Below are 19,337 nucleotides of genomic sequence, written 5' to 3'. Positions count from 1 at the left end.
CCACCCCCGACCGAGGAGACAAGAGACATGAACCGATTCCCGCCCCTGCACCGACGCACCTGGCTCGCCACCGCTCTGGCCGCCGCCACGCTGCCCGGCCTGGCCCAGGCGCAGTCCCCGGCCTATCCGGCCAAGCCCGTCACCTTCGTCGTGCCCTTCGCGGCCGGCAGCGCCACCGACCAGCTGGCGCGGGCGCTGGGCCAGTCCTTCACCGAGCAGACCGGCCAGTCGGTGGTGGTGGACAACCGCGCCGGCGCCAGCGGCATGATCGCGGCGCAGTACGTGGCCAAGGCGCCGGCCGACGGCTATATGGTGCTCATCACCACCAACACCACGCATGCGGCCAACGAGCACCTCTACCGGAAACTGCCCTATGACCCGGTGAAGGACTTCGCGCCCGTCACCGGCCTGGGCAAGGGCGGCCAGGTGCTGGTGGTCAACGCCAGCGCGCCGTACAAGAACGTGGCCGAGTTGCTGGCCGCCGCGAAGAAGAACCCCGGCAAGATGAGCTTCGGCAGCGGCAGCTCGTCCAGCCGCGTGGCGGGCGAGATGCTCAAGCAGATGGCCCATGTGGACATCCTGCATGTCCCCTACAAAAGCAACCCGCTGGCCATCACCGACCTGCTGGGCGGTCAGATCGACATGATGATCACCGACACCTCCACCGGCGTGCCGCAGATCAAGGCGGGCAAGCTGCGCGCACTGGCCTATTCCACGCAGAAGCGCAGCACGCAGCTGCCCGACGTGCCCACGCTGGACGAGGCGGGCGTCAAGGGCTACGACATGGGCTACTGGTTCGCGGCCTATGCGCCCGCCGGCACGCCCGCGCCGGTCGTCGCCAAGCTCAACGACGTGCTGGGCAAGGCCACGAAGAGCGCCGCCGCCAAGGGCTTCTTCGACGGCTCCGGCTCCGAGGCCTGGACCACGACGCCGGAGGAGCTGGCCCGCTTCCAGTCCGGCGAGACGCGCAAGTGGGGCCAGGTGATCAAGGCGGCCGGCATCGAGGCCGAATAGCGCCGCCGGGGCCGGCGAGGGCGCTCAGCGACTGCCAGCCGCCTGGCCCATGCGCCGCAGCCGCGGCGTGACCATGGGCACCGTCAGCATGGTGCTGGCCACTGCCATCAGCAGCAGGGCCGTGAAGGTGGCGTTGGTGATGATGGCCTTGTCCAGCAGTACGTTGGCAAAGATGATCATGATCAGCGCCTTGGTCTGCAGCAGCCAGCCGATCAGCATGCCCTCGCCGCGGGCCCAGCCCAGGATGCGGCCGGCCAGGCCCAGGCCGGCCAGCTTGCCCGCCACCGAGGCCGCCAGCAGCAGGGCGGCGGCCCCGAAGACGGCGAAGCCGCCCACCTGCCAGCTGGTGCGCAGCCCGGTGCTGAGGAAGAACACCGGCATGATCACCAGCAGCACATGGTGGCGCAGCAAGTCCATGTGCTCCTGGTCGAACCAGTCGCCGTCCATCACCACGCCGGCGATGAAGGCGCCCACCATGTAGTGCAGGCCCGACCAGTCGGCGCCCAGGCCGCAGGCGGCCAACCAGATCAGGCCCAGGTACCAACGGTCGCGCTCGGGCACGCGACGCATCAGCCGCCGGAACAGCACCGAGGCCACGGCAAAGACCAGCAGGAAGCCCACCTGACGGCCCACGCGCTCCCAGTCGGTGAGGATGACGGCCAGCACGCCCCAGATGGCGATGTCGTCCAGGCTGGCATAGCGCAGGATGCGCTGGCCCAGCGGCTGGCGCAGGATTTCCAGCTTTTCCATCAGCAAGATCAGGATCGGCAGCGCCGTCACCGCGCACGCCATGCCGATGCCCAGCACGAACTGCCAGTGCTGGGCCTTGGCGCCCATCCAGCCCGGCTGCATCAGCAGCACCAGCGCCGCGGCACTGCCCAGCAGCAGCGGCACGCCCAGCGCCAGGCCGGCGGTCACACTGCTTTCGCCGCGGTGCGTCCAGGCCTTGCGCAGGTCCAGCTCGATGCCGGCGATCCACACGAAGAGCATCACCGCCCACTGCGCCACGCCGTTGAGCGACTGGATCACCGGCGCGCTGAACACGAACTCGTAATAGTCGGGAAAGGCGGCGCCCAGCACGCCCGGGCCCAGCAGGATGCCCATGATGATCTGCACCACCACCAGCGGCGCGAAGTAGTCGGTGCGCCCCAGCCGCCACAGCAGGTAGGGCAGGGAGAAAACGATCAGCATCGCGATCAGGAAGACTTCGGAAACGGTCATCGGCGCTCAGGGGTTAAAAGGCCGCGGCAGTGTGACATGGCCCCGCGTCGGCCAAAGGGCGTAGGACGGCCCCAACATCGCACCCGCGGCCAGGGTTGCCGCCTTGGCGTTAGCCTTGGTGCATGTCTGCCCTTTCTTTCTCGACCGACGTGCGGGCGGCGCCCCTGCCTTCCAACCCGCCACCGCCGGCGCCGGGGCAGCCGCCGGCGTCGCCGCCCATCGTCGTGCCGCCGCCGGCCGGCGATCCGCCGCCCCACGAACTGCCGGTCACCGATCCGCCACCCCCACCACCCGTGGGCGACCCGCCCCGGCCCGTGGCCGCGCTGGGGCGGGTGCACATGCGCCGACTGCGCGAGGTCTACCGCTCGGCCGGCTGGCCCTGCTGCGATGCCATCGAGGTCGACCTGCTGGCCGCCGGCCTGCTGGAGCGCGTGCGCTCGGCCCTGGGCCACGAGACCGTGCGCCTGAGCGATGCCGGCGTGGCGCAGCTGGCCGGCGCCCTGGCCGGCAACCGCGGCGCGATGTCGGCGCATGAGTCGCTCGTCGAGCAGGTGGCGCGCGAGATGACCCGCGGCGGCCGCATCGCCTGGCGCGGCCTGAGCCTGCGGGCGCGCCTCGCACCGCTGGAGCCGGAGGGCCCGGTGCGCTGGTGCATCGCGCGGCCCGACGTCTTCTCGATCCGCAACACCACCGTCGAGGCCTATGCCCATCCCGTCGTGCACGAGGTGAAGGTCAGCCGGGCCGACCTGCTGGGCGACCTGCGCCGGCCCGACAAGCGCGCCGCCTACCTCGACCTGGGCGGCGAATGCTGGTACGTGCTGGGCAACGACGCCCGCGGCCGGCCCATCGGCGGGCCGGAGGACGTGCCCGCCGAGTGCGGCGTGATGCTACTGGAGGGGACGCGGCTCACGGTCGCCCGCGCCGCCGTGCACCGGCCGGTCGAGTGCCTGCCCTTCGGCGTGTGGATGGCGCTGGCCAAGGCCCAGCCCGTGGCGGGCTTCGATGACGAGGCGCAGCAGTGGTTGATGGGTGCCGAAATCGAAGCGGATCCCGCTTTCACACGATAGACTGCAAATAATTGTTAATAGAGTGCCGGGGCGCCCTGGCCGGGACCTGGATGGGACCGGCCTCTCAAACGCCCCGCATTCGTCGTCCGGGGATCGCCGCGTCGTGATCGCGTGCGAATGTCCTGGCGCTGTGCCTCCATGATTTCAAGTCTTGAATCTGCGCGGCCCCATCATTGGGAGGCCCTGCGCCGCGACCTTCGGGCGGGCGACTGGAGCTTCCCCGAGGCCGGCACCGCCCCCGTCCTGCAGGGTGGCGAACTGTCCTTCGTCGTCCGCCGCGGCAGCGAGATCGCCATCGCCGCCGGCCGTTGGGGCCTGGTCACGCGCGAGACCCTGCGCGCCGGCCTGCCCGCGGCGCTGCGTGCCCGCACGGCCCTGATCCGCGACGACGAACTGGGCAAGCTGGCCGTGCGCAGCGCCTGGCAGGGCGCCCAACAGTGCCTGGTGCCGGTGGCGGCCCTGCATGTGCCCGATCACCGCAATCCCGGCGGCGAGCCATGGCTCACCCGCATCGCGCGCCGGGACGACGGCCCCCTGTACCTGGCCGGCCTGTGGAACAGCTGGGCCGACGAGAACGGCGTGCGCCGCCTGAGCGTGGGCCTGCTCACCGTGGACGCCGCGGGCCATCCGCTGATGGGCAACTACGGCCCGCCCGGCAAGCCGCGCCGCATGCCGGTCGTCCTGCCGCGCGGCCTGGGCCGGGCCTGGCTGCTGGCGCAGGGCGAGGAGCGCGCGGCCTTCCTGCGGCCGCTGCCCGCCGCGCAGTTGAGTGCCATCTGCATGGAGAAGGGGGCCGGCGCGCAGGACGGGCCGGCCGTCCCCGACGCCGCCCTGACGCCGCCGCCCGAGGTGCGCCGCCAGAGCCTGCTGCTGGTGGACGACGAGCCCAGCAACCTGCAACTGCTGCGCCTGTCGCTGCAGGCGGACTACCACCTTATCTTCGCCACCGAGGGTGGGCGCGCCATCGAACTGGCCCGCGAGCGCCGGCCCGACCTGATCCTGCTCGACCTGATGATGCCCGGCATCGATGGCTATGCCGTGTGCGAGGCGCTCAAGGCCGACCCGGCCACCCGGCACATCCCGATCGTGTTCTGCACCGCGGTGCACGATGGCGATGCCGAGGCCAAGGCCCTGCGCCTGGGCGCGGCCGACTACATCACCAAGCCCTTCTATCCGCATGTGGTGGCGGCGCGCGTGCGCACGCACCTGGCGGCGCTGGGCATGCTGGCCGCGCAGCAGTCCAGCCTGCGCCAGTTGCAGCGCCTGTGCGATGCGGCCGCCATGCGGGCCAACGTGAGCACCTCGCACATCCAGCGCATGAGCCAGACCGCGCACGAGATCGCGCTGGAGGCGGGCGCCCGCGCCGACTGGTGCGCCATGCTGCAGAGCTCGGCCCCGCTGCACGACCTGGGCATCGTGGCCGTGCCCGATGCGGTGCTGCGCAAGCCCGGGCCGCTGGATGCGGACGAATGGACCGTGATGCGTGCCCATCCGCTGCTGGGCGCCCAGCTCATCGGCGACGACCCGTCGGATGTGCTGGGCATGGCCCGCGACATCGCGCTGTGCCACCACGAGCGCTGGGACGGCACCGGCTATCCGTCGGGCCTGGCGGGCGAGCAGATTCCGCTGGCGGCGCGCATCGTCGCCATTGCCGACAGCTTCGACGCCATGACCTCGCCGCGCCCCTACCGCGAGGCCTTGAGCGAAGAGGCGGCCGTGGCCCAGATCCGTGCCGGCGCGGGCACCGCCTTCGAGCCGCGGCTGGTCGATGCCTTCCTGCGCGCGCTGCCGCGCATCCTGCGCATGCGCCAGCGCTGGGTGCGCGAGGTGGAGGGACTGGGCGCGTAGGGGCGAGGTTCGCCGACGTCAAGGACGGCGTCGACCTGTGCTGAACGCCGGCTGTGCTCAGGCGTGGCGCGGGGCCCTCGCGTCGCGTGCCACGACTTCGGCACCGAGAGAGGCCTGAAAACCGTCGAGGCCGGCCAGGTCCAGCACCGTGAGTCCGCGCCTCTCGATCCGGACCAGACCCAGGGCCTGGAGCCGCTGCAGTGCCACGTTCACGCGCTGGCGCGACACGTTGGCGAGCAATGCCACCTCGGTCTGGCCCACCTGCAGGTGCCGGGGAGCGTCCGGGTAGAGCTCGGGGTTGAACAGGCTCGCCAGGCAATGGGCCACACGTGCATCGGTGTCGAGCAGCCGTTCATGCTCGAGCGCGCCGATGAACAGGCTCAGCCGCGCGTTGAGCAGTTCCTGCAGGTAGTGGTTGAAGGCGATGCTGGTCTCGCGCAGCCATTCGAAGGTGCGTCGCGGCATCAGCGCCACGCGCGCGGGCCGCAGCGCGAACACGTCGTAGCGCCGGGCTTCGTGCTTGATCAGCGAGCCTTCGCCGAACCAGACGCCTGCAGACACCCCTGTCAGCGTGGATACACGTCCGCCCTCCGAGGCCACCGACATCTTGGCGAAACCGTCGATCAGGGCCATCCAATGTTCGACCGGCTGGCCAGCGCCCGCGATGCATGCGCCCCCCGCGTAGCGGCGCTCCTGCATGCTGCCGAGGACATGTTCCAGGTCCGGAGCGTCGAGCCGCGAAGCCCACCGCGAGCGCCGGACCATGGCCTCAAGACACGGGGTGGCCTGCGGGGCATCAGGGATTACCTGTAGCAATTCATGCCTCGTATGTCATCGCAACGACCGTGGTGTCGGGGACCGTTCTTTACGCTTTGTGAAGATCAGATTCGACACCAGGAGACAGTATGTTTGCTTTTTCACCTTCGCCGCGCCAGCGGGTTTGTCCGCGGCCGGCGGTGCGAGCCAGCGCCGCACTGATGGTCGCGGGTGCCGCCCTCCTTGCCAGCTGCGGCGGCGGCAGCTCGGGCGGTGGCGTCGTCTTCTCCCCCGCACCAGCACCGGCGCCTGCCCCATCGCCGGCCCCCGCCCCGGCGCCCGCCGCTTTCGAGGTGCGAACCCTGTCCTCGCGTCCCGACATGGTGAGCGGCGGTGACACGCTGCTCGAGATCCGTGCGCCGCAGGGCGTGTTGCCTTCGAACGTGCGCGTGAGCCTCAACGGCAAGGACGTCACCGCGCAGGTGCCGGTTCGCGACGCGGCGGCCCGGCTCCTGAGGGGCAAGGTCAGCGGGCTCACTGAGGACCCGTCCTCGTCCACGGGCAAGGACAACCTGATCGTGGTGAGCAACGCCGCAGATCCCACGCAGCGCACGGAACTCAAGCTGGTCAACTTCCCGATCACGGGCCCGATCCTTTCGGGGCCGCACATCAGCCCTTACGAGTGCCGAACGGTGCAGAACGGACTGGGCGCCCCCCTCGACGCGAACTGCTCGGCCACCACGCAGGTCGTCTGGTACTACCGCACCACCGGCGGCACCTTCCAGCCGCTGCTCAACCCGACTGGCGCGCGGCCGACGGACCTCGCGCAGACCACGACCAACGACGGCGTCACGGTGCCCTACATCGTGCGCGTGGAGTCGGGCACGATCAACCGTGGCGTGTATCGCCTTGCTGTCCTGGACAACCCTAGCAAGGACGCGCCGGCCACCTGGACGCCGGGGGCGGGCTGGAATCGCAAGCTGGTTGTGTACTTCGACTGCTGCGGCTCGGCCCAGTACAACCAGGGCGTGCATCCGGTCGACTCGATCCTCGGTGATGCGGGGCACATCCAGCTTTCACGCGGCTTCGCGTTCATCAACTCCACCGAACTGTGGAACAACCAGCATGCCAACCCGCATCTGCAGGGCGAGACGCTGATGATGCTCAAGGAGCATGTGATCGAGACTTTCGGCGAGGTGCCCAAGTGGACCGCCGGCTTCGGCGGCTCGGGCGGCGCCATCCAGCAATACCTGATCGCCCAGCTCTACCCCGGCCTGCTCGACGGCATCCAGCCCATCGTCTCCTTCCCTGAGACGCTCATGCCCGAGGTCATGGAGTGCCGGCTGCTCAACCGGGTCTATCTCACGGATGCCGTGACCTGGTCCACTGCCAAGCAGAATGCGGTCAACGGCTTCAACACCAACACCTGCCTGGCCTGGGACTTGTCCTTTGCCAGCATCATCAAGTCAGACAACGCCCCCGGTTGCGGCTTTCTCGAGCCCGGCAATGCGGCGAACGTGTTCAACCGCACGACCAACCCCAACGGCGTTCGCTGCGACCTCTTCCAGACCAACGTCAATCTGCTGGGCAAGCGCCCCGGCACGCAGGAGGCCCGCCGCCCCCTCGACAACATCGGCGTGCAGTACGGGCTCGCGGCGCTGAACCAGGGCGCCATCACGGTCAAGGAGTTCCTCGACCTCAACGAGAAGGTGGGGGGCTACGACGGTGACGGCAACGTGCAGGCCGCGCGCTCGACGGCGGACAGCGGCGCGCTGGAGGCCACCTACGGTGGTGGCTTCAAGAACAGCTTCACCGGTCCGGGCCTCGCGAACATTCCCATCATCACGCAGCGCGGCAATGCCGACGCCACCGGTGACATCCACGACACGCTGCAGGACCTGATCATCCGGGCGCGGCTGCAACGCGCCAACGGCCGCAGCGACAACCAGATCATCTGGACGCTGGGCTCGACCTCCGGCGTGAACTACATGGCCGCGTCGATCGACCTGCTCAACCGGTGGCTGGACAACATGGCCGCCGATCCGGCGCCTGCGTCGACCGACAAGGTGGTGCGCAACAAGCCGGCCGGCGCCAACGACGCCTGCTGGGACAAGACGGGCAAGCGCATCGATGAGCCCGCGTCGCAGGATCCTTCGGCGGCGTGCAATGTGGTCTACCCGCGCTTCAGCACGCCGCGCATCGTCGCCGGGTCGCCGCTCGCGAACGACGTACTCAAGTGCCAGCTCAAGCCGGCGAACGTGGCGGACTACGCCGTGCCCTTCAGCGGGGCCGAGGAGACGCGGCTGAAGACGATCTTCCCGAGCGGCGTGTGCGACTGGAGCAAGCCGGGCGTGGGGCAGCAGCCGCTGCGCGGCACCTACCTGCGCCTGCCGCTGGGTTGAGGCGCCTGGGGTAGGCGCCGAGGGGCTCTGCGGTGCCCCTTTTCGTGCCGGCCTCCGGAGGCGGAGTGAATTGACCCCCAGGAACTGACATCCGAGGTCCGGTGCCTGGCGGCTCGCTTCCCCACACCGTGCTTCACGAATCGGACGCAACTGACGCTCCCAAGGTGCGGTGCCTCGCGCCTTGTTCACGTTGAGGTTTCAGACGTGCATTACTTCGTGTCAACGCGGGCCAGCGGGCTGGGCGCAGCGCGCAGTGCTTCGCTCGCGGCCCTCCACGCCGGGTCTGCCGCATCGAGCGCGGTACGCAGATAGGCCCATGTCAGCTGCGCCACCGCCTCCACGCGCGCCGGGTTCTCGTCGGTTGTCTCCGCCGCGTCGTAGCCAGAGATTCCGCCAAGGATGTGTTCGCCCCCGAACACGGTGAGCAGGTCCTTGGGGCTGGGGCTCAGGGTGTAGGCGCCGGCGCGATACTCCGCCTGATCAGAGAACATCGGATTGACGTCCCGGTCGCCGACCACTACTAGCGCCGGCGCGGTCATCGCCGAGAAGTCGAGAGTGCGCAGGATCGGGTAGCGGTCACCAGCGGCCCCAGTCAGATAGTTCGGGTTGCCTGGTCCGGCGATGATGACGCCGGCGGCGATCCGCGCGTCGCGCAGATCGACCACCGAACCGTCCACGTCGGTGACGCGCTGGCCCAGCAGCATTCCCGCCGTCATGGCGCCGAGCGAGTGCCCCGCTACAGCCACACGACGCCGGTCCATCCGGCCGCGCAGCCCCGGCACGGCTTCCTCGATCGCATCAAGCGCGTCGAGGAGTCGGGTCATGTCTTCGGCGCGCGAGCGCCAGAAGAGCGCTCCCTCCGGTCCGTTCGGGTCGACCACCTCGCGCAGGGTGGCCGACGAAAGGTGCGTCGGCTGGATGACGACAAAGCCGCGCGCGGCCCAGTAATTCGCCAGCGGCCCATACCCGTTCAGCGAAGACAGGTGGTTGGACGAACCATGCCCATGGGAGAAAAGGACGATCGGCAGGTCGCGGCCGGTCACCGGGGCGGATACGCGCACCTGCAATGGGACAGCGCGCCCAGGCGCCGACAGCTCGATCGGGCTGACGGACACGACGGGCACCGGCGCAACAGACGCAAGAGGGACGACGGACGATATTGCTGTGGACATTGGACGGTTCCTTTAGAGGGTGGTCAGCGTTTGGGCTCGCACGCGATGAACGGTGCTCGATGCAAACGATAGCGCCCATGGACAGGACTTAATACAATGCACAGTCCTTTTTTAGTGTTCAAGAGTCCAGGGATGGTCGATCCACTCACTGAGGTCGTGACGTTACTGCGCCCGACAGCTCCGTTCGCGAAGATGGCCACCGCCGCCGGAACGTGGATCGCGCGCCGCTCGGAAACCGGACGACCTTTCTTCTGCGCAATCGTCGCGGGGACAGCTCGGCTGACGGTCGAGGGGCACGATCCCGTGGTGCTCGAGCAGGATGACTTCGTCCTCGTTCCGGCCGCCTTCGACTTCACGATGTCAAGCCTCGATCCACCTGCGGACGGGGAAGAGACGGCGTACGTCTTCCGCCCTGACGGTGAGATCCGGCACGGTGACCCGACTGCGTCGCCCGATGTACGAATGCTGATCGGCTACTGCGTGTTTGCGTCGCCCGACGCGGGGCTGCTGGTTTCGCTGCTGCCGCAACTCGTTCAAGTGCGCGGCGAGCCGACGCTCTCCACGCTCGTGTCGCTCATCTATGCGGAGTTCCGTGCTCTGCGCCCCGGACGCGACGTCGTGCTCGCGCGCCTGCTGGACGTGCTTCTGATCGAAGCACTTCGCTCGGCGCCCAGGAGCGCGGCCTCGCCTGGCCTCGTCCGCGGCCTCGCCGACGATCGACTGGCCGCGGCGATGCGGCGGATGCACGAGCAGCCAGGTGCGCCTTGGACCGTCGCCGAGCTCGCGCGGGAGGCAGCGATGTCCCGCTCTGCGTTCTTCACCCGGTTCAGCCGACTCGTCGGCGTGACGCCGATGGAGTACTTGCTCGGGTGGCGCATGGCGCTTGCCAAGTGCCTGCTCCGTGACGGGGTGACGGTCGGAGATGTCGCAGAGCGAGTCGGCTACGGCTCGGCCAGCGCGTTCAGCGTCGCATTCACGCGAAACGTTGGCTGTCCCCCCGCGCACTTCGCACGACGCGATCAAAACCCCCGCCGGGCGAAACCCGGGGCGGGTGTTGCCGACTCGGAACCAGCGGCAGCCCACTTGGGTCGTGGTCCGGCGGCAAGACGGGGCAGGGCGATACCCGTGGCGTAAAGCCGGTCAAAGCCGCAGCTTCCAGGTTCGCCTACTTACTTCGGAATGATCTGCAGGAGATCGCGCCTGCTGTCCTCAGCGAACGAATGAGGCGTGTCAGCCAGACCTGCGATTTCGGGGAAGGCCGGACGCACCTCGTCATGGTGGACGAGCGGCACGAACTGAAAACAGCGTACAGCGACTGGTCTATGTGCTTGGGGATGCTCTTCACGAATTCGCGCGCAGTGGGCATCTGCGGGCTCGGGTGATCTGCGGCGTTGCAAAGGCTCGGCGCTTTGAGCGTCTGCGCGGCTTGTCCTCCCGCTTTTACCGCCTTGGAGATCGAGGCCCAGTTGTGAACGAGGTCCCAGTAGTTCATGAATTCCAGGTCCGTGCCGGATTTCACCGTGCAGCTCAAGTCATCGATCACGTGCGCGGCAACTCAGCACATGTGCGCTGGTGAGACTCAGAAGGCTCATTGTCACGGTCTGGCCACCAGATTGATGCTACTTGGCTGTTCCTCCTGTTGATCCAACTTGGCCGAATTCATATCAGAGACGAAGAGGCAGTTCGGATCAAAAAAGAAAGCTGGAGGCAATGAATTGAGAAATAGGCCCTCTCGCGTAACTTCGATGCGCCTCCTTGCCGATGCGCGAAGCGGGAGCGAGTGGGGCTGGGGCGACCCGACGCCACTGCGTCCGGCTCAAGCACCGTGGCGTGCGACGGCTCATACTGAGTCGAAGTCTGCGCCCGTCGCCGTGATCAATCCGCCTGTCGGAAAAAGCCTAGGGCGGCGTAGGCGCAGGCAAAAAAATCCCGACCGATAAAACTGAAGAAAGAGGTGATCAACGCAGAATGGTCAGCAGCTCGTCCATGTCTACCGGCTTGCTCAGCAGGTGCTGAAATGGATCGCCGATCTTCATGGCGGCCAGGCGGTGAACGTTGCCAGACAGTGCGATCAGGAGAGGATGCGCGTCGCCTGAGTGCTTGGCGATGAGGCGAGCCGCACGCTCCCCGTCCAGCTTCGGCATCTCCAGATCCATGACGACAGCATGAGGCGTGCAACGGTCTGCGGTGTCCACGGCCTCAAGTCCGTCGTGAGCGACGAGCACAGAACAGCCCTCGATCTCGGACTCTAGGATAAGCTTCAACAACGTAGTTGCCTGCGTCTCATCGTCCACCACGAGTAGGCGCTTCCCATTCATTTCTTTTCCCATAATTTGGAACTACCCATGAGGCTCGCCGATTTTCTAGACCAGAACAAAGAAGAAATCTTGCGCGAGGCCGCTGCATTCGCAAAAACGCTTCCGACATTGAAAGCCGCGGCAGACGAAACGCTGCGTGACCATTTTTCGCAGTGTTTAAATGATATCGCGTCAGATTTGCGAAGGGCCCAGAGTAGGACGGAAGCCTATGACAAGAGCCAGGGACTTGCTCCCAAGTCTCCAGTGGTGACTGCGGCGGAGGAGCATGGAGAGGCCCGGGCGCAGAGCGGTCTGACCGTGAGTCAGCTTATTTCAGAGTATCGGGCTTTGCGCGCGACCATCATTGCGCTTTGGCTGGAGAACAACAAAGATGAAGTCCATGTGGTCGACGATCTTGTCCGCTTCAATGAAGCCATCGATCAGGCCGTAGCCGAATCTACGGAGGCATTTGAAGCCAAGGTCGAGCATTGGAGGCATATATTTATCGGCGTCATCGGACACGATCTACGAGCCCCTCTCAACGCCATCTCGTTGACGGCAAAGTATTTGCAAGGCATCTTGCCCTCCGAGGCGAAGAGTCACGTCCTGACTATTTCCAACAGCTCAAAGCGCATTGGAACGATGCTGGATTCTTTGCTTGATTACAGCAGCAGCCGAGGCGGCGCTGCAATGACGCTGAAGAAAAGCAACGCAAATCTGAGCAAAGAATTGCTAGAAGAGCTGCAGATTCTCCGAGCAGCCTTCCCTCAACAGGAAATATCACTGGATGTCATTCAGACAATCGAAGGGACTTTTGACGTGTCGCGTTTGCGCGAGGCTTTTGCCAACCTGCTGTCGAATGCGGCCGAGCATGGCACGGGGGGCGTGGTCAAAGCTAAAGTGAAGAAGTCCGAGGATGCGGCGGTAATTCAGGTCTGCAACGAGGGCAAGATTGCCGATGAAAAATTGGAGGGGATCTTCGACCCCTTGAAGCGCGGACAAGGGTTCGAAACCGGTCACAGAACTAATCTTGGTCTGGGGCTCTTCATTTGCAAGCAGATCGCTCTGGCGCATGGAGGTGACATCGTGGTCAAGTCTGATGATGGGATCGTGCTTTTTACTCTTACGATCCCGCTTCACCAAGCGGATTGATCGAGCCCTGATCGCCGGTCATTCGCGGATCTCAGGCATACCCAACGATGCCGCACTGGTGGTTGAGGTAGGGCCAGACGCCCCTTCCAGAAGTCGTCCTGCAGAAGCACAAGCTCGGCATCCAGGTCTTGGCCCCAGTTTGTAGGAATTCCCGCGCGTGAATCTCCAACTTGAGCCCTTGCGCTGCGCCGCCCCGAATGCTGCGCTGCAAAGACAAAGGAGATACACAGATGGCAGATGACCGCATGCAAGCCCATGGGCAGGACCGCACCCGCATCAACCTTCACGAAGACTACGAGGTGCATGACTGGGCGAAGAAGTTTGGCGTTACGCCTGATCAGCTCCGTGAAGCTGTGAAGGCCGTGGGCCCCGAGTCCAAGAACGTCGAGCAGTACCTCAGCCGCGAACGGTAAGGCGGCCAATGCCCGTAGCGCGGGCACCCGGGCATTTGTGTCGTGGCCGTGACCACGCCATCTTCCGGCCGAAAGCGGTACACCGGAGGCCGCTGCGAAGGCGTAAGCTTGACATTTGTCACGGCAGCGCAAGACCGCTGCGGGCGTACGCGCCGCAGCCGTCATGCGCTTTGCGCCTCGCGCTCATCCGGATCCGCAGCGCCCACTTGCCGCTCGATTCGTGAAAAGCATCCCTCGCAGCTGGAGGAAACGGTGAAGAGCGAAGTTCGATCCAAATTGGAGGCCCCGGTTGATCTAGGACGCGCGCGGCACCATGTGACGCTCCTTGCCGTAGCAGCGATTGCCTGCACGGCGGTCCTGCTCCAATTTCCCTGGCCTTGGCCGTTGCTTGGCGCTTGGGTGGACGTTTTGCACCTGCTTCTGGAATTCGCAGGAGTGGCCACGGCCGCGCACGTGATCTCGATTGCTTGGTCCGGGCTGAGCAACAGAACCTCGGTCGAGGCGCGCGTTGATTCTGTGCTTCACGCTTGTCGCCGGAGTCGGCCTCGTGCATGCGCTCAGACACGACATCGTCCATAGCCCAGAAAAGATTACCGACTCGGCAACGACATCATGGCTCTGGCTCATCGGCGCGGTGGTTCAGCTGGTTGCCATCGGCTTGCTGATCTTTCGCGTTCAGCTCCTGGGCCCTCGTTCGGCCTGGTTGCAACTGGCAGTGGCGTGCGTTGCGCTCCTTGCATGGACGGCTGCGCGGGTAAACATCAGCGGGGTGCCGCCGGCGATGGACGACGGCTTTGCACTGCTGGTCACTGCGGGCTTCTGCATCGCGTGCTTCGCGCTGTATCACCGGTTCAAACAAGATAGCGAAGTCGCTGATCTTTGGCTGGCCCTGTCCTGCTTCCTGGCTGGTCTTAGCACGCTCTCGTTCGGCTTTACCTTGGCCTCCGGGAAGACGGCCGATCTCACGGTGGACTTTCTTCGCCTGAGCTCGTATGCGTGCCTGCACCGCGCGGTATTCATCACTGGCTTCCAGTCGCCGATCCGCCGCTTGCTGCTTTCCGAAGCACGGCTTCGTGAGCGTGAAAACGAACTTCAGAACATCCTCGAAAGTCTTCCTGCCGGCATGTGCCGCCTGGATGGGAACCTCAAGCTCCGGTACTCCAACCGCAACTTCAAGCTCATGATGGGCCTGGAGCACAAGTCCATCGGTGGGCTGCCAGTCGACGAAATGCTTGCGCCAGATCGACTGCCAGTGCTGAGGCCTCACCTGCACCAAGCGATGGCCGGCAAAAAGGTTGCGTTCGACTTTGCAATTGAGACAGCGCCTGGCGAGCCGGTTCATCATCGGCACGTGGTGCTGGCACCGGCACGCGAGAGCGACGGGATGCTCAATGGGGTACTCGCCATCGTCAGCGATGTGACAGACCGGGAAACCGCCTTGATTCAGGCCGCAGAGACTGCTCAGGAGATCCTGGAACTCAAGGCCGCGCTGGACGCGCATGCCATCGTCGCTATCACCGATGCCAAAGGCTTCATCACGCGTGTGAACGACAAGTTCTGCTCGATCTCCAAGTACGCGCGGGAAGAGCTGGTCGGCAAGACGCATCGGATCATCAATTCGGGCTACCACCCCAAGGGGTTCTTCGGGGACATGTGGAAAACCATATCCCGTGGAGAGGTCTGGAATGGCGAAGTGTGCAACCGGGCCAAGGATGGCTCGCTGTACTGGGTCCACACCACCATCGTGCCTTTGCTGGGGCCAACTGGAAATCCCGAGCAATACATCGCCATCCGCGCAGACATCACCATGCGCAAGGAGGCGGAGGCCGAAGCCCAGCGAATGGCGCTGCACGACGCCCTCACCGGGCTGCCGAACCGCCGGTTGATGGGAGACAGGCTGACGCATGCGCTGCATACCGCGCAGGGCGAGCGCCAACACGGCGCTCTCCTGGTTCTCGACATGGACAACTTCAAGGACGTCAACGACAGCCTGGGGCATGCGGTCGGCGACCTGCTGCTCAGGCAGGTCGCGATTCGGCTGACTGAATGCGTTCGCAAGGGCGACACGGTGGCACGCCTCGGCGGCGATGAGTTTCTGGTCATCCTCGAACATCTGGATCCCAATTTCCCGGAAGCAACGTCCCAGGCGTTGGACATTGGTAGCCAGATTCGCGAGGCGCTGTGCGAGCCTTTTCATTTTGGAACGCAGGTCATCAGCACGAGTCCCAGCATCGGCGTCATTCTCTTTGGAGAAGGATCTCCGGCGCCCGACGAGCTGGTCAAACGCGCCGACATGGCGCTTTACAAGGCCAAGGAGGAAGGGCGCAACCGCCTGGCGTTTTTCGATCCGCAATTGCAGGAGGAGATCAATGCTCGCACCGAACTGTTGCGCGAACTTCGCAACGCGATCACCAAGTCCGAGTTCACGCTGTATTACCAGCCTGTCGTAGACACCGCCATGAAAATCGTGAGTGTCGAGGCCCTCATCCGTTGGAAGTCCGAACGCCTGGGTCTCGTTTCGCCAGGCCAGTTCATCCCGCTCGCCGAGCAGAGCAATCTCATTTTGCCGATTGGGCAATGGGTCTTGCATACGGCGTGCACACAGCTCAAGGCGTGGGAGCAGGATCCCGCGCGCAGACACTGGACGATTGCGGTCAACGTGAGTGCCAAGCAGTTCTACGACGATGGCTTCGTCAGCAACGTGCTGCAAACGCTGGAGGTCACAGGCGCACCTGCAAACAAGCTGCGCTTCGAAATCACCGAGAGCATGATGCAAGTGAACCTGCGCGAGACGACCGTGAAGATGCAGACCTTGCGCTCGCTCGGCGTGCTTTTTTCTCTGGACGACTTCGGCACCGGCTACTCGTCTTTGAGCTACCTGAAGACGCTGCCCCTTGACCAGCTCAAGATCGACCGATCCTTCGTCGACGACATCCTCACAGATCCGAACGATGCGGCCATTATTCGCACCATCCTTGCGCTGGCAGACCATCTGTCGCTCAGCGTGGTCGCGGAGGGGGTGGAAACTGTTGAGCAGAAGCAGCTCTTGATGAGCTACGGCTGCCGGACCTACCAGGGCTTCTTATTCGGCAAGCCGGTGCCCGTGGAACTACTTGGCAGCGAGATTGACGCCGTGCACGAGGCACAGGCCATTGTGCAGAAGGTACGTTCAGAGCAGCCTTTGCACTAGGTGGGTGGCTGTAAGCTCCAGCGTCACACTCTTCGCTGATGAACGTCGAATAGTTTTAAAGAAGTCGTGGAGATTGCGGGCGTCCTGGCTGTCTGTCGTCTGGACAGAAATCCGCCAGCCTTCGGAATCACCAGAAACTGAATTTTCGATGTTCCTGGCATCCATCAATTCACTCCTCGCCTTCATCAAAAGCGAAATGAACTTGCGATCCTGGGATCTGCCGTCCCAAGCCTGATTCTCTTGGAAATCTGCTTTTTCTTGATCTCCAGCACTGCCCGAAGTAATAGACGCCGTCGTTCCGCCTGCGCTCCAGCGGTCGACCGCAAGTGACTCTTCATCCTATGAACTGACACGCCCCGAGCGGGAAGTTCTGCCTCTGCAGAGTGCTATCATCGCCCGGCTGAACTGCACCAACTGACACACTGGTGCCGTTCGCCTCGGTAAAAGTCCATGTAAATCAAGGGTTTACCGCGCGGGTGTAGTTCAATGGCAGAACGGCAGCTTCCCAAGCTTCATACGAGGGTTCGATTCCCTTCACCCGCTCCACTCCTTCAGGTCTTCTCCCTCTCGCCACCACGACGCGGCAGCGAAGCCGCCGCTTCCATCACGCCGCGGCTTCTGCGAGGTCCAGCTTGCGCTTTTCCGCGATGGACTTGCGGACGGTGCTCCAGATGGTCCAGACGAGCATGAGCGCGGTCACCGCCAGCAGGCTGGCGCTGATGGGCCGGTCGATGAACACCATGGGATCGCCGCGGGACAGCAGCATCGTGCGCCGCAGGTTTTCTTCGAGCATCGGGCCCAGGATGTAGCCCAGCAGGAGGGGAGCGGGCTCGAATTTCAGAACCATCAGCGCGTAGCCCATCACCCCCAGAACGGCCACCATGTAGATGTCGAATTCGTTGCTGTTGACGCTGTAGACGCCCAGCGCCACGAACACGAGGATCGCCGGATACATCCACGCGAAGGGAATTCGCAGCAGCGCGACCCAGATGCCGATGGTGGGCAGGTTGAGGATCACCAGCATGATGTTGCCGATCGCGAAGCTCACGACCAGGCCCCAGAAGAGCGCGGGCTGCTCGCTGATCAGCATGGGCCCCGGCTGGATTCCGTGAATGATCAGGGCGCCCAGCATCACCGCCATGACGGCGTCGCCCGGGATGCCCAGTGAGAGCGAGGGGACGAACGCCGTCTGCGCCGCGGCGTTGTTGGCCGACTCGGGGGCGCTGATGCCGGCGATGGCGCCCTTGCCGAACTTGCGAGCGTCGCGTGCCACCCGCTTTTCGATGGCATAGGACATGAAGGCCGCGATCGAAGGGCCGACCCCGGGAAGCGCACCCAGGGCGCCTCCGAGTGCCGAGCCACGCAGCATGGGCGCGACGCTTTCACGGAACTCGGCGCGCGAGGGAACCATGGACCGCATCGTGACGGGCTCGGGCTGGCGTTCCATGTCGGGGGAGTTGATGCATCGCACCACCTCGGCCACCCCGAACAGTCCCATGGCCAGCGCGACCAGATTGATGCCGTCGGTCAGTTCGATGATGCCGAAGTCGAAGCGCGAGACGCCGGAATTCACGTCCGTGCCCACCATGCCCAGCAAGAGGCCCAGCACCACCATCGCGAGGCCCTTGGCGGCCGAGCCCATGCTCATCGAAGACGCCGCCACCAGCCCGAGCACCATCATGGAAAAGAATTCGGCGGGGCCGAATTTCAATCCGATTTCGGCAATGGCCGGCGAAAAGAGCACCAGCAATACCAGCCCGGTCATGGCGCCCACCAGCGAGGCGATGGTCGTGATGAACAAGGCCAGGCCGGCGCGCCCTTTCTGCGCCATGGGATAACCGTCCAGGCAGGTCACCGCCGAAGAGGGCGTGCCGGGAAGATTGAGCAGAATGGCCGCCGTCGAACCCCCATATTGCGCGCCGTAATAGACGCCCGCCAGCATGATGATGGCGGCGGTGGGTTGAATGTGGTAGGTGATGGGCAGCAGGAGCGAAATGGCCGCCAGTGCGCCGATGCCCGGCAGCACGCCGACGACGGTGCCCAGCAATACGCCGAAAAAGCAATACGCCAGCGTCATCGGCTCCATGGCGACCTGGAGCCCAAGAAGAAGATTGTTTGCGAGATCCATGACGCTGCTTCACCAGGGGAACGTGCGAACGTTCATCTGCAGACCGAACACGAAGATCGCCACGGTCAGTGCAGACACCGCGGCGGAGATCACCAGCTTCTGGCGCACCGAGGTGCGCGCCGGCATCAATGCCACCATCGAGGCCGCAAACGCGGCGACCAGCACGCCTGCGGACTGCAGGAGTGCAGCGAACAGGACCAGGCAGGCGGTGGCAGTGGCCAGGTTCCGCCATTGCACCTTGATGGGGTTGCCCTGCCGCCACCAGGCCGGCAGCGCCACCAGCAGGCCGAGCACGGCCAGCAGCCAGCCCAGCACGATCGGGAAATAACCCGGGCCCATGCGCGCGGCCGTGCCCATGGTGTAGCGGCTGGCGTACAGGCCAAAAAATACGCCGACGACCGTCAATGCAATACCGCCGATCAGGTCGTGCGTGTCTCTGTGTTTCATGGATTTCCTTGTCTCCGCCATTGCAACCGCACAATGTCGGCCCCGCGGGGTGGTCGGAAATGGTACGGGCGAAACTCACGCCCTCGCGTGAACAGAGCATTGCGATTCGGTAATGTTGGCGGGTTTTGAAGACCACCCAACTCACTGGAGCGAGCTGAATCAATGAATGAAGAATACGAGACCAGGGAATGCCGGAATGTATTGCGAATTCCACAGGCGTACTGCGCCGG

The 19,337-nt window shown here is 65.0% G+C and carries 14 protein-coding genes and 1 tRNA gene; 9 read left to right on the top strand and 6 right to left on the bottom strand.

The annotated features are described in order from the left end of the window. The first annotated feature begins 27 nt into the window (after nt 1-27). A complete protein-coding gene (locus tag L0984_RS04805) occupies nt 28-1,014 on the top strand; it encodes a Bug family tripartite tricarboxylate transporter substrate binding protein (protein ID WP_234192584.1) in 987 nt (328 codons plus the stop codon). A 24-nt stretch (nt 1,015-1,038) separates the two neighbouring features. Here L0984_RS04805 and L0984_RS04800 read toward each other — a convergent pair whose 3' ends face one another. Further along, complete coding sequence (locus tag L0984_RS04800; protein WP_234192583.1) at nt 1,039-2,235, bottom strand: cation:proton antiporter; 1,197 nt, start codon at nt 2,233-2,235, stop codon at nt 1,039-1,041. Nucleotides 2,236-2,357: 122 nt separating this feature from the next. On the opposite strand from L0984_RS04800, the gene L0984_RS04795 reads away from it, so the two are divergent. Together L0984_RS04795 and L0984_RS29920 are read left to right on the top strand one after the other, a co-directional pair. After that, complete coding sequence (locus L0984_RS04795; protein WP_234192582.1) at nt 2,358-3,302, top strand: hypothetical protein; 945 nt, start codon at nt 2,358-2,360, stop codon at nt 3,300-3,302. Nucleotides 3,303-3,440: 138 nt separating this feature from the next. Next, nucleotides 3,441-5,150 (top strand): HD domain-containing phosphohydrolase, encoded by a 1,710-nt coding sequence (locus L0984_RS29920; RefSeq protein ID WP_370645887.1) that lies wholly within the window; start codon nt 3,441-3,443, stop codon nt 5,148-5,150. Nucleotides 5,151-5,207: 57 nt separating this feature from the next. Here the strand turns inward: L0984_RS29920 and L0984_RS04780 are convergent, their stop codons facing one another. After that, complete coding sequence (locus L0984_RS04780) at nt 5,208-5,849, bottom strand: Crp/Fnr family transcriptional regulator (RefSeq protein WP_255697119.1); 642 nt, start codon at nt 5,847-5,849, stop codon at nt 5,208-5,210. Nucleotides 5,850-6,259: 410 nt separating this feature from the next. Between L0984_RS04780 and L0984_RS04775 the strand changes: the two genes are divergently transcribed. Then, nucleotides 6,260-8,308, top strand: coding sequence for a DUF6351 family protein (locus L0984_RS04775; RefSeq protein WP_234192580.1), 2,049 nt, complete (start codon nt 6,260-6,262; stop codon nt 8,306-8,308). Between the two features lie 209 nt (nt 8,309-8,517). On the opposite strand, the gene L0984_RS04770 is transcribed toward L0984_RS04775, so the two are convergent. Next, nucleotides 8,518-9,423 (bottom strand): alpha/beta hydrolase family protein, encoded by a 906-nt coding sequence (locus tag L0984_RS04770; RefSeq protein ID WP_234192579.1) that lies wholly within the window; start codon nt 9,421-9,423, stop codon nt 8,518-8,520. Nucleotides 9,424-9,612: 189 nt separating this feature from the next. Here L0984_RS04770 and L0984_RS04765 point away from each other — a divergent pair, with 189 nt between their 5' ends. Further along, on the top strand, nt 9,613-10,614 hold the full coding sequence (locus L0984_RS04765; protein WP_234192578.1) for an AraC family transcriptional regulator: 1,002 nt from the start codon (nt 9,613-9,615) through the stop codon (nt 10,612-10,614). 824 nt (nt 10,615-11,438) lie between these two features. On the opposite strand, the gene L0984_RS04760 is transcribed toward L0984_RS04765, so the two are convergent. Beyond that, entirely contained in the window at nt 11,439-11,798 is a 360-nt protein-coding gene (locus L0984_RS04760; protein ID WP_234192577.1) for a response regulator, read from the bottom strand. Between the two features lie 27 nt (nt 11,799-11,825). On the opposite strand from L0984_RS04760, the gene L0984_RS04755 reads away from it, so the two are divergent. From L0984_RS04755 to L0984_RS04740, 4 genes are all read left to right on the top strand, one after another. Next, nucleotides 11,826-12,929, top strand: coding sequence for a sensor histidine kinase (locus tag L0984_RS04755; RefSeq protein WP_234192576.1), 1,104 nt, complete (start codon nt 11,826-11,828; stop codon nt 12,927-12,929). Nucleotides 12,930-13,159: 230 nt separating this feature from the next. Next, nucleotides 13,160-13,342: a DUF3606 domain-containing protein gene (locus tag L0984_RS04750; protein WP_234192575.1), complete on the top strand. Its 183-nt coding sequence runs from the start codon at nt 13,160-13,162 to the stop codon at nt 13,340-13,342. A 508-nt stretch (nt 13,343-13,850) separates the two neighbouring features. Then, nucleotides 13,851-16,532: an EAL domain-containing protein gene (locus L0984_RS04745; RefSeq protein ID WP_234192574.1), complete on the top strand. Its 2,682-nt coding sequence runs from the start codon at nt 13,851-13,853 to the stop codon at nt 16,530-16,532. Nucleotides 16,533-17,004: 472 nt separating this feature from the next. Then, nucleotides 17,005-17,078, top strand: a tRNA-Gly gene (locus L0984_RS04740). Nucleotides 17,079-17,136: 58 nt separating this feature from the next. On the opposite strand, the gene L0984_RS04735 is transcribed toward L0984_RS04740, so the two are convergent. Both L0984_RS04735 and L0984_RS04730 read right to left on the bottom strand, forming a co-directional pair. Then, nucleotides 17,137-18,660, bottom strand: coding sequence for a tripartite tricarboxylate transporter permease (locus tag L0984_RS04735; RefSeq protein ID WP_234192573.1), 1,524 nt, complete (start codon nt 18,658-18,660; stop codon nt 17,137-17,139). A gap of 9 nt (nt 18,661-18,669) precedes the next feature. After that, on the bottom strand, nt 18,670-19,107 hold the full coding sequence (locus L0984_RS04730; RefSeq protein ID WP_234192572.1) for a tripartite tricarboxylate transporter TctB family protein: 438 nt from the start codon (nt 19,105-19,107) through the stop codon (nt 18,670-18,672). Between the last annotated feature and the right edge of the window lie 230 nt (nt 19,108-19,337).

Source organism: Pseudacidovorax sp. NFM-22 (assembly GCF_021401245.1).
In the GTDB taxonomy this organism is placed as follows: domain Bacteria; phylum Pseudomonadota; class Gammaproteobacteria; order Burkholderiales; family Burkholderiaceae_C; genus Xenophilus.
Note: the sequence above shows the minus strand (reverse complement) of the source record. Positions and strands in the feature narration are given on the sequence as shown.

Coding starts and splice junctions, on each gene's coding strand:
- L0984_RS04735 (WP_234192573.1), bottom strand. CDS start 18,660: ATGGATCTCGCAAACAATCTTCTTCTTGGGCTCCAGGTCGCCATGGAG.
- L0984_RS04755 (WP_234192576.1), top strand. CDS start 11,826: ATGAGGCTCGCCGATTTTCTAGACCAGAACAAAGAAGAAATCTTGCGC.
- L0984_RS04760 (WP_234192577.1), bottom strand. CDS start 11,798: ATGAATGGGAAGCGCCTACTCGTGGTGGACGATGAGACGCAGGCAACT.
- L0984_RS04800 (WP_234192583.1), bottom strand. CDS start 2,235: ATGACCGTTTCCGAAGTCTTCCTGATCGCGATGCTGATCGTTTTCTCC.
- L0984_RS04750 (WP_234192575.1), top strand. CDS start 13,160: ATGGCAGATGACCGCATGCAAGCCCATGGGCAGGACCGCACCCGCATC.
- L0984_RS04765 (WP_234192578.1), top strand. CDS start 9,613: ATGGTCGATCCACTCACTGAGGTCGTGACGTTACTGCGCCCGACAGCT.
- L0984_RS29920 (WP_370645887.1), top strand. CDS start 3,441: ATGATTTCAAGTCTTGAATCTGCGCGGCCCCATCATTGGGAGGCCCTG.
- L0984_RS04805 (WP_234192584.1), top strand. CDS start 28: ATGAACCGATTCCCGCCCCTGCACCGACGCACCTGGCTCGCCACCGCT.
- L0984_RS04795 (WP_234192582.1), top strand. CDS start 2,358: ATGTCTGCCCTTTCTTTCTCGACCGACGTGCGGGCGGCGCCCCTGCCT.
- L0984_RS04730 (WP_234192572.1), bottom strand. CDS start 19,107: ATGAAACACAGAGACACGCACGACCTGATCGGCGGTATTGCATTGACG.
- L0984_RS04780 (WP_255697119.1), bottom strand. CDS start 5,849: ATGCAGGAGCGCCGCTACGCGGGGGGCGCATGCATCGCGGGCGCTGGC.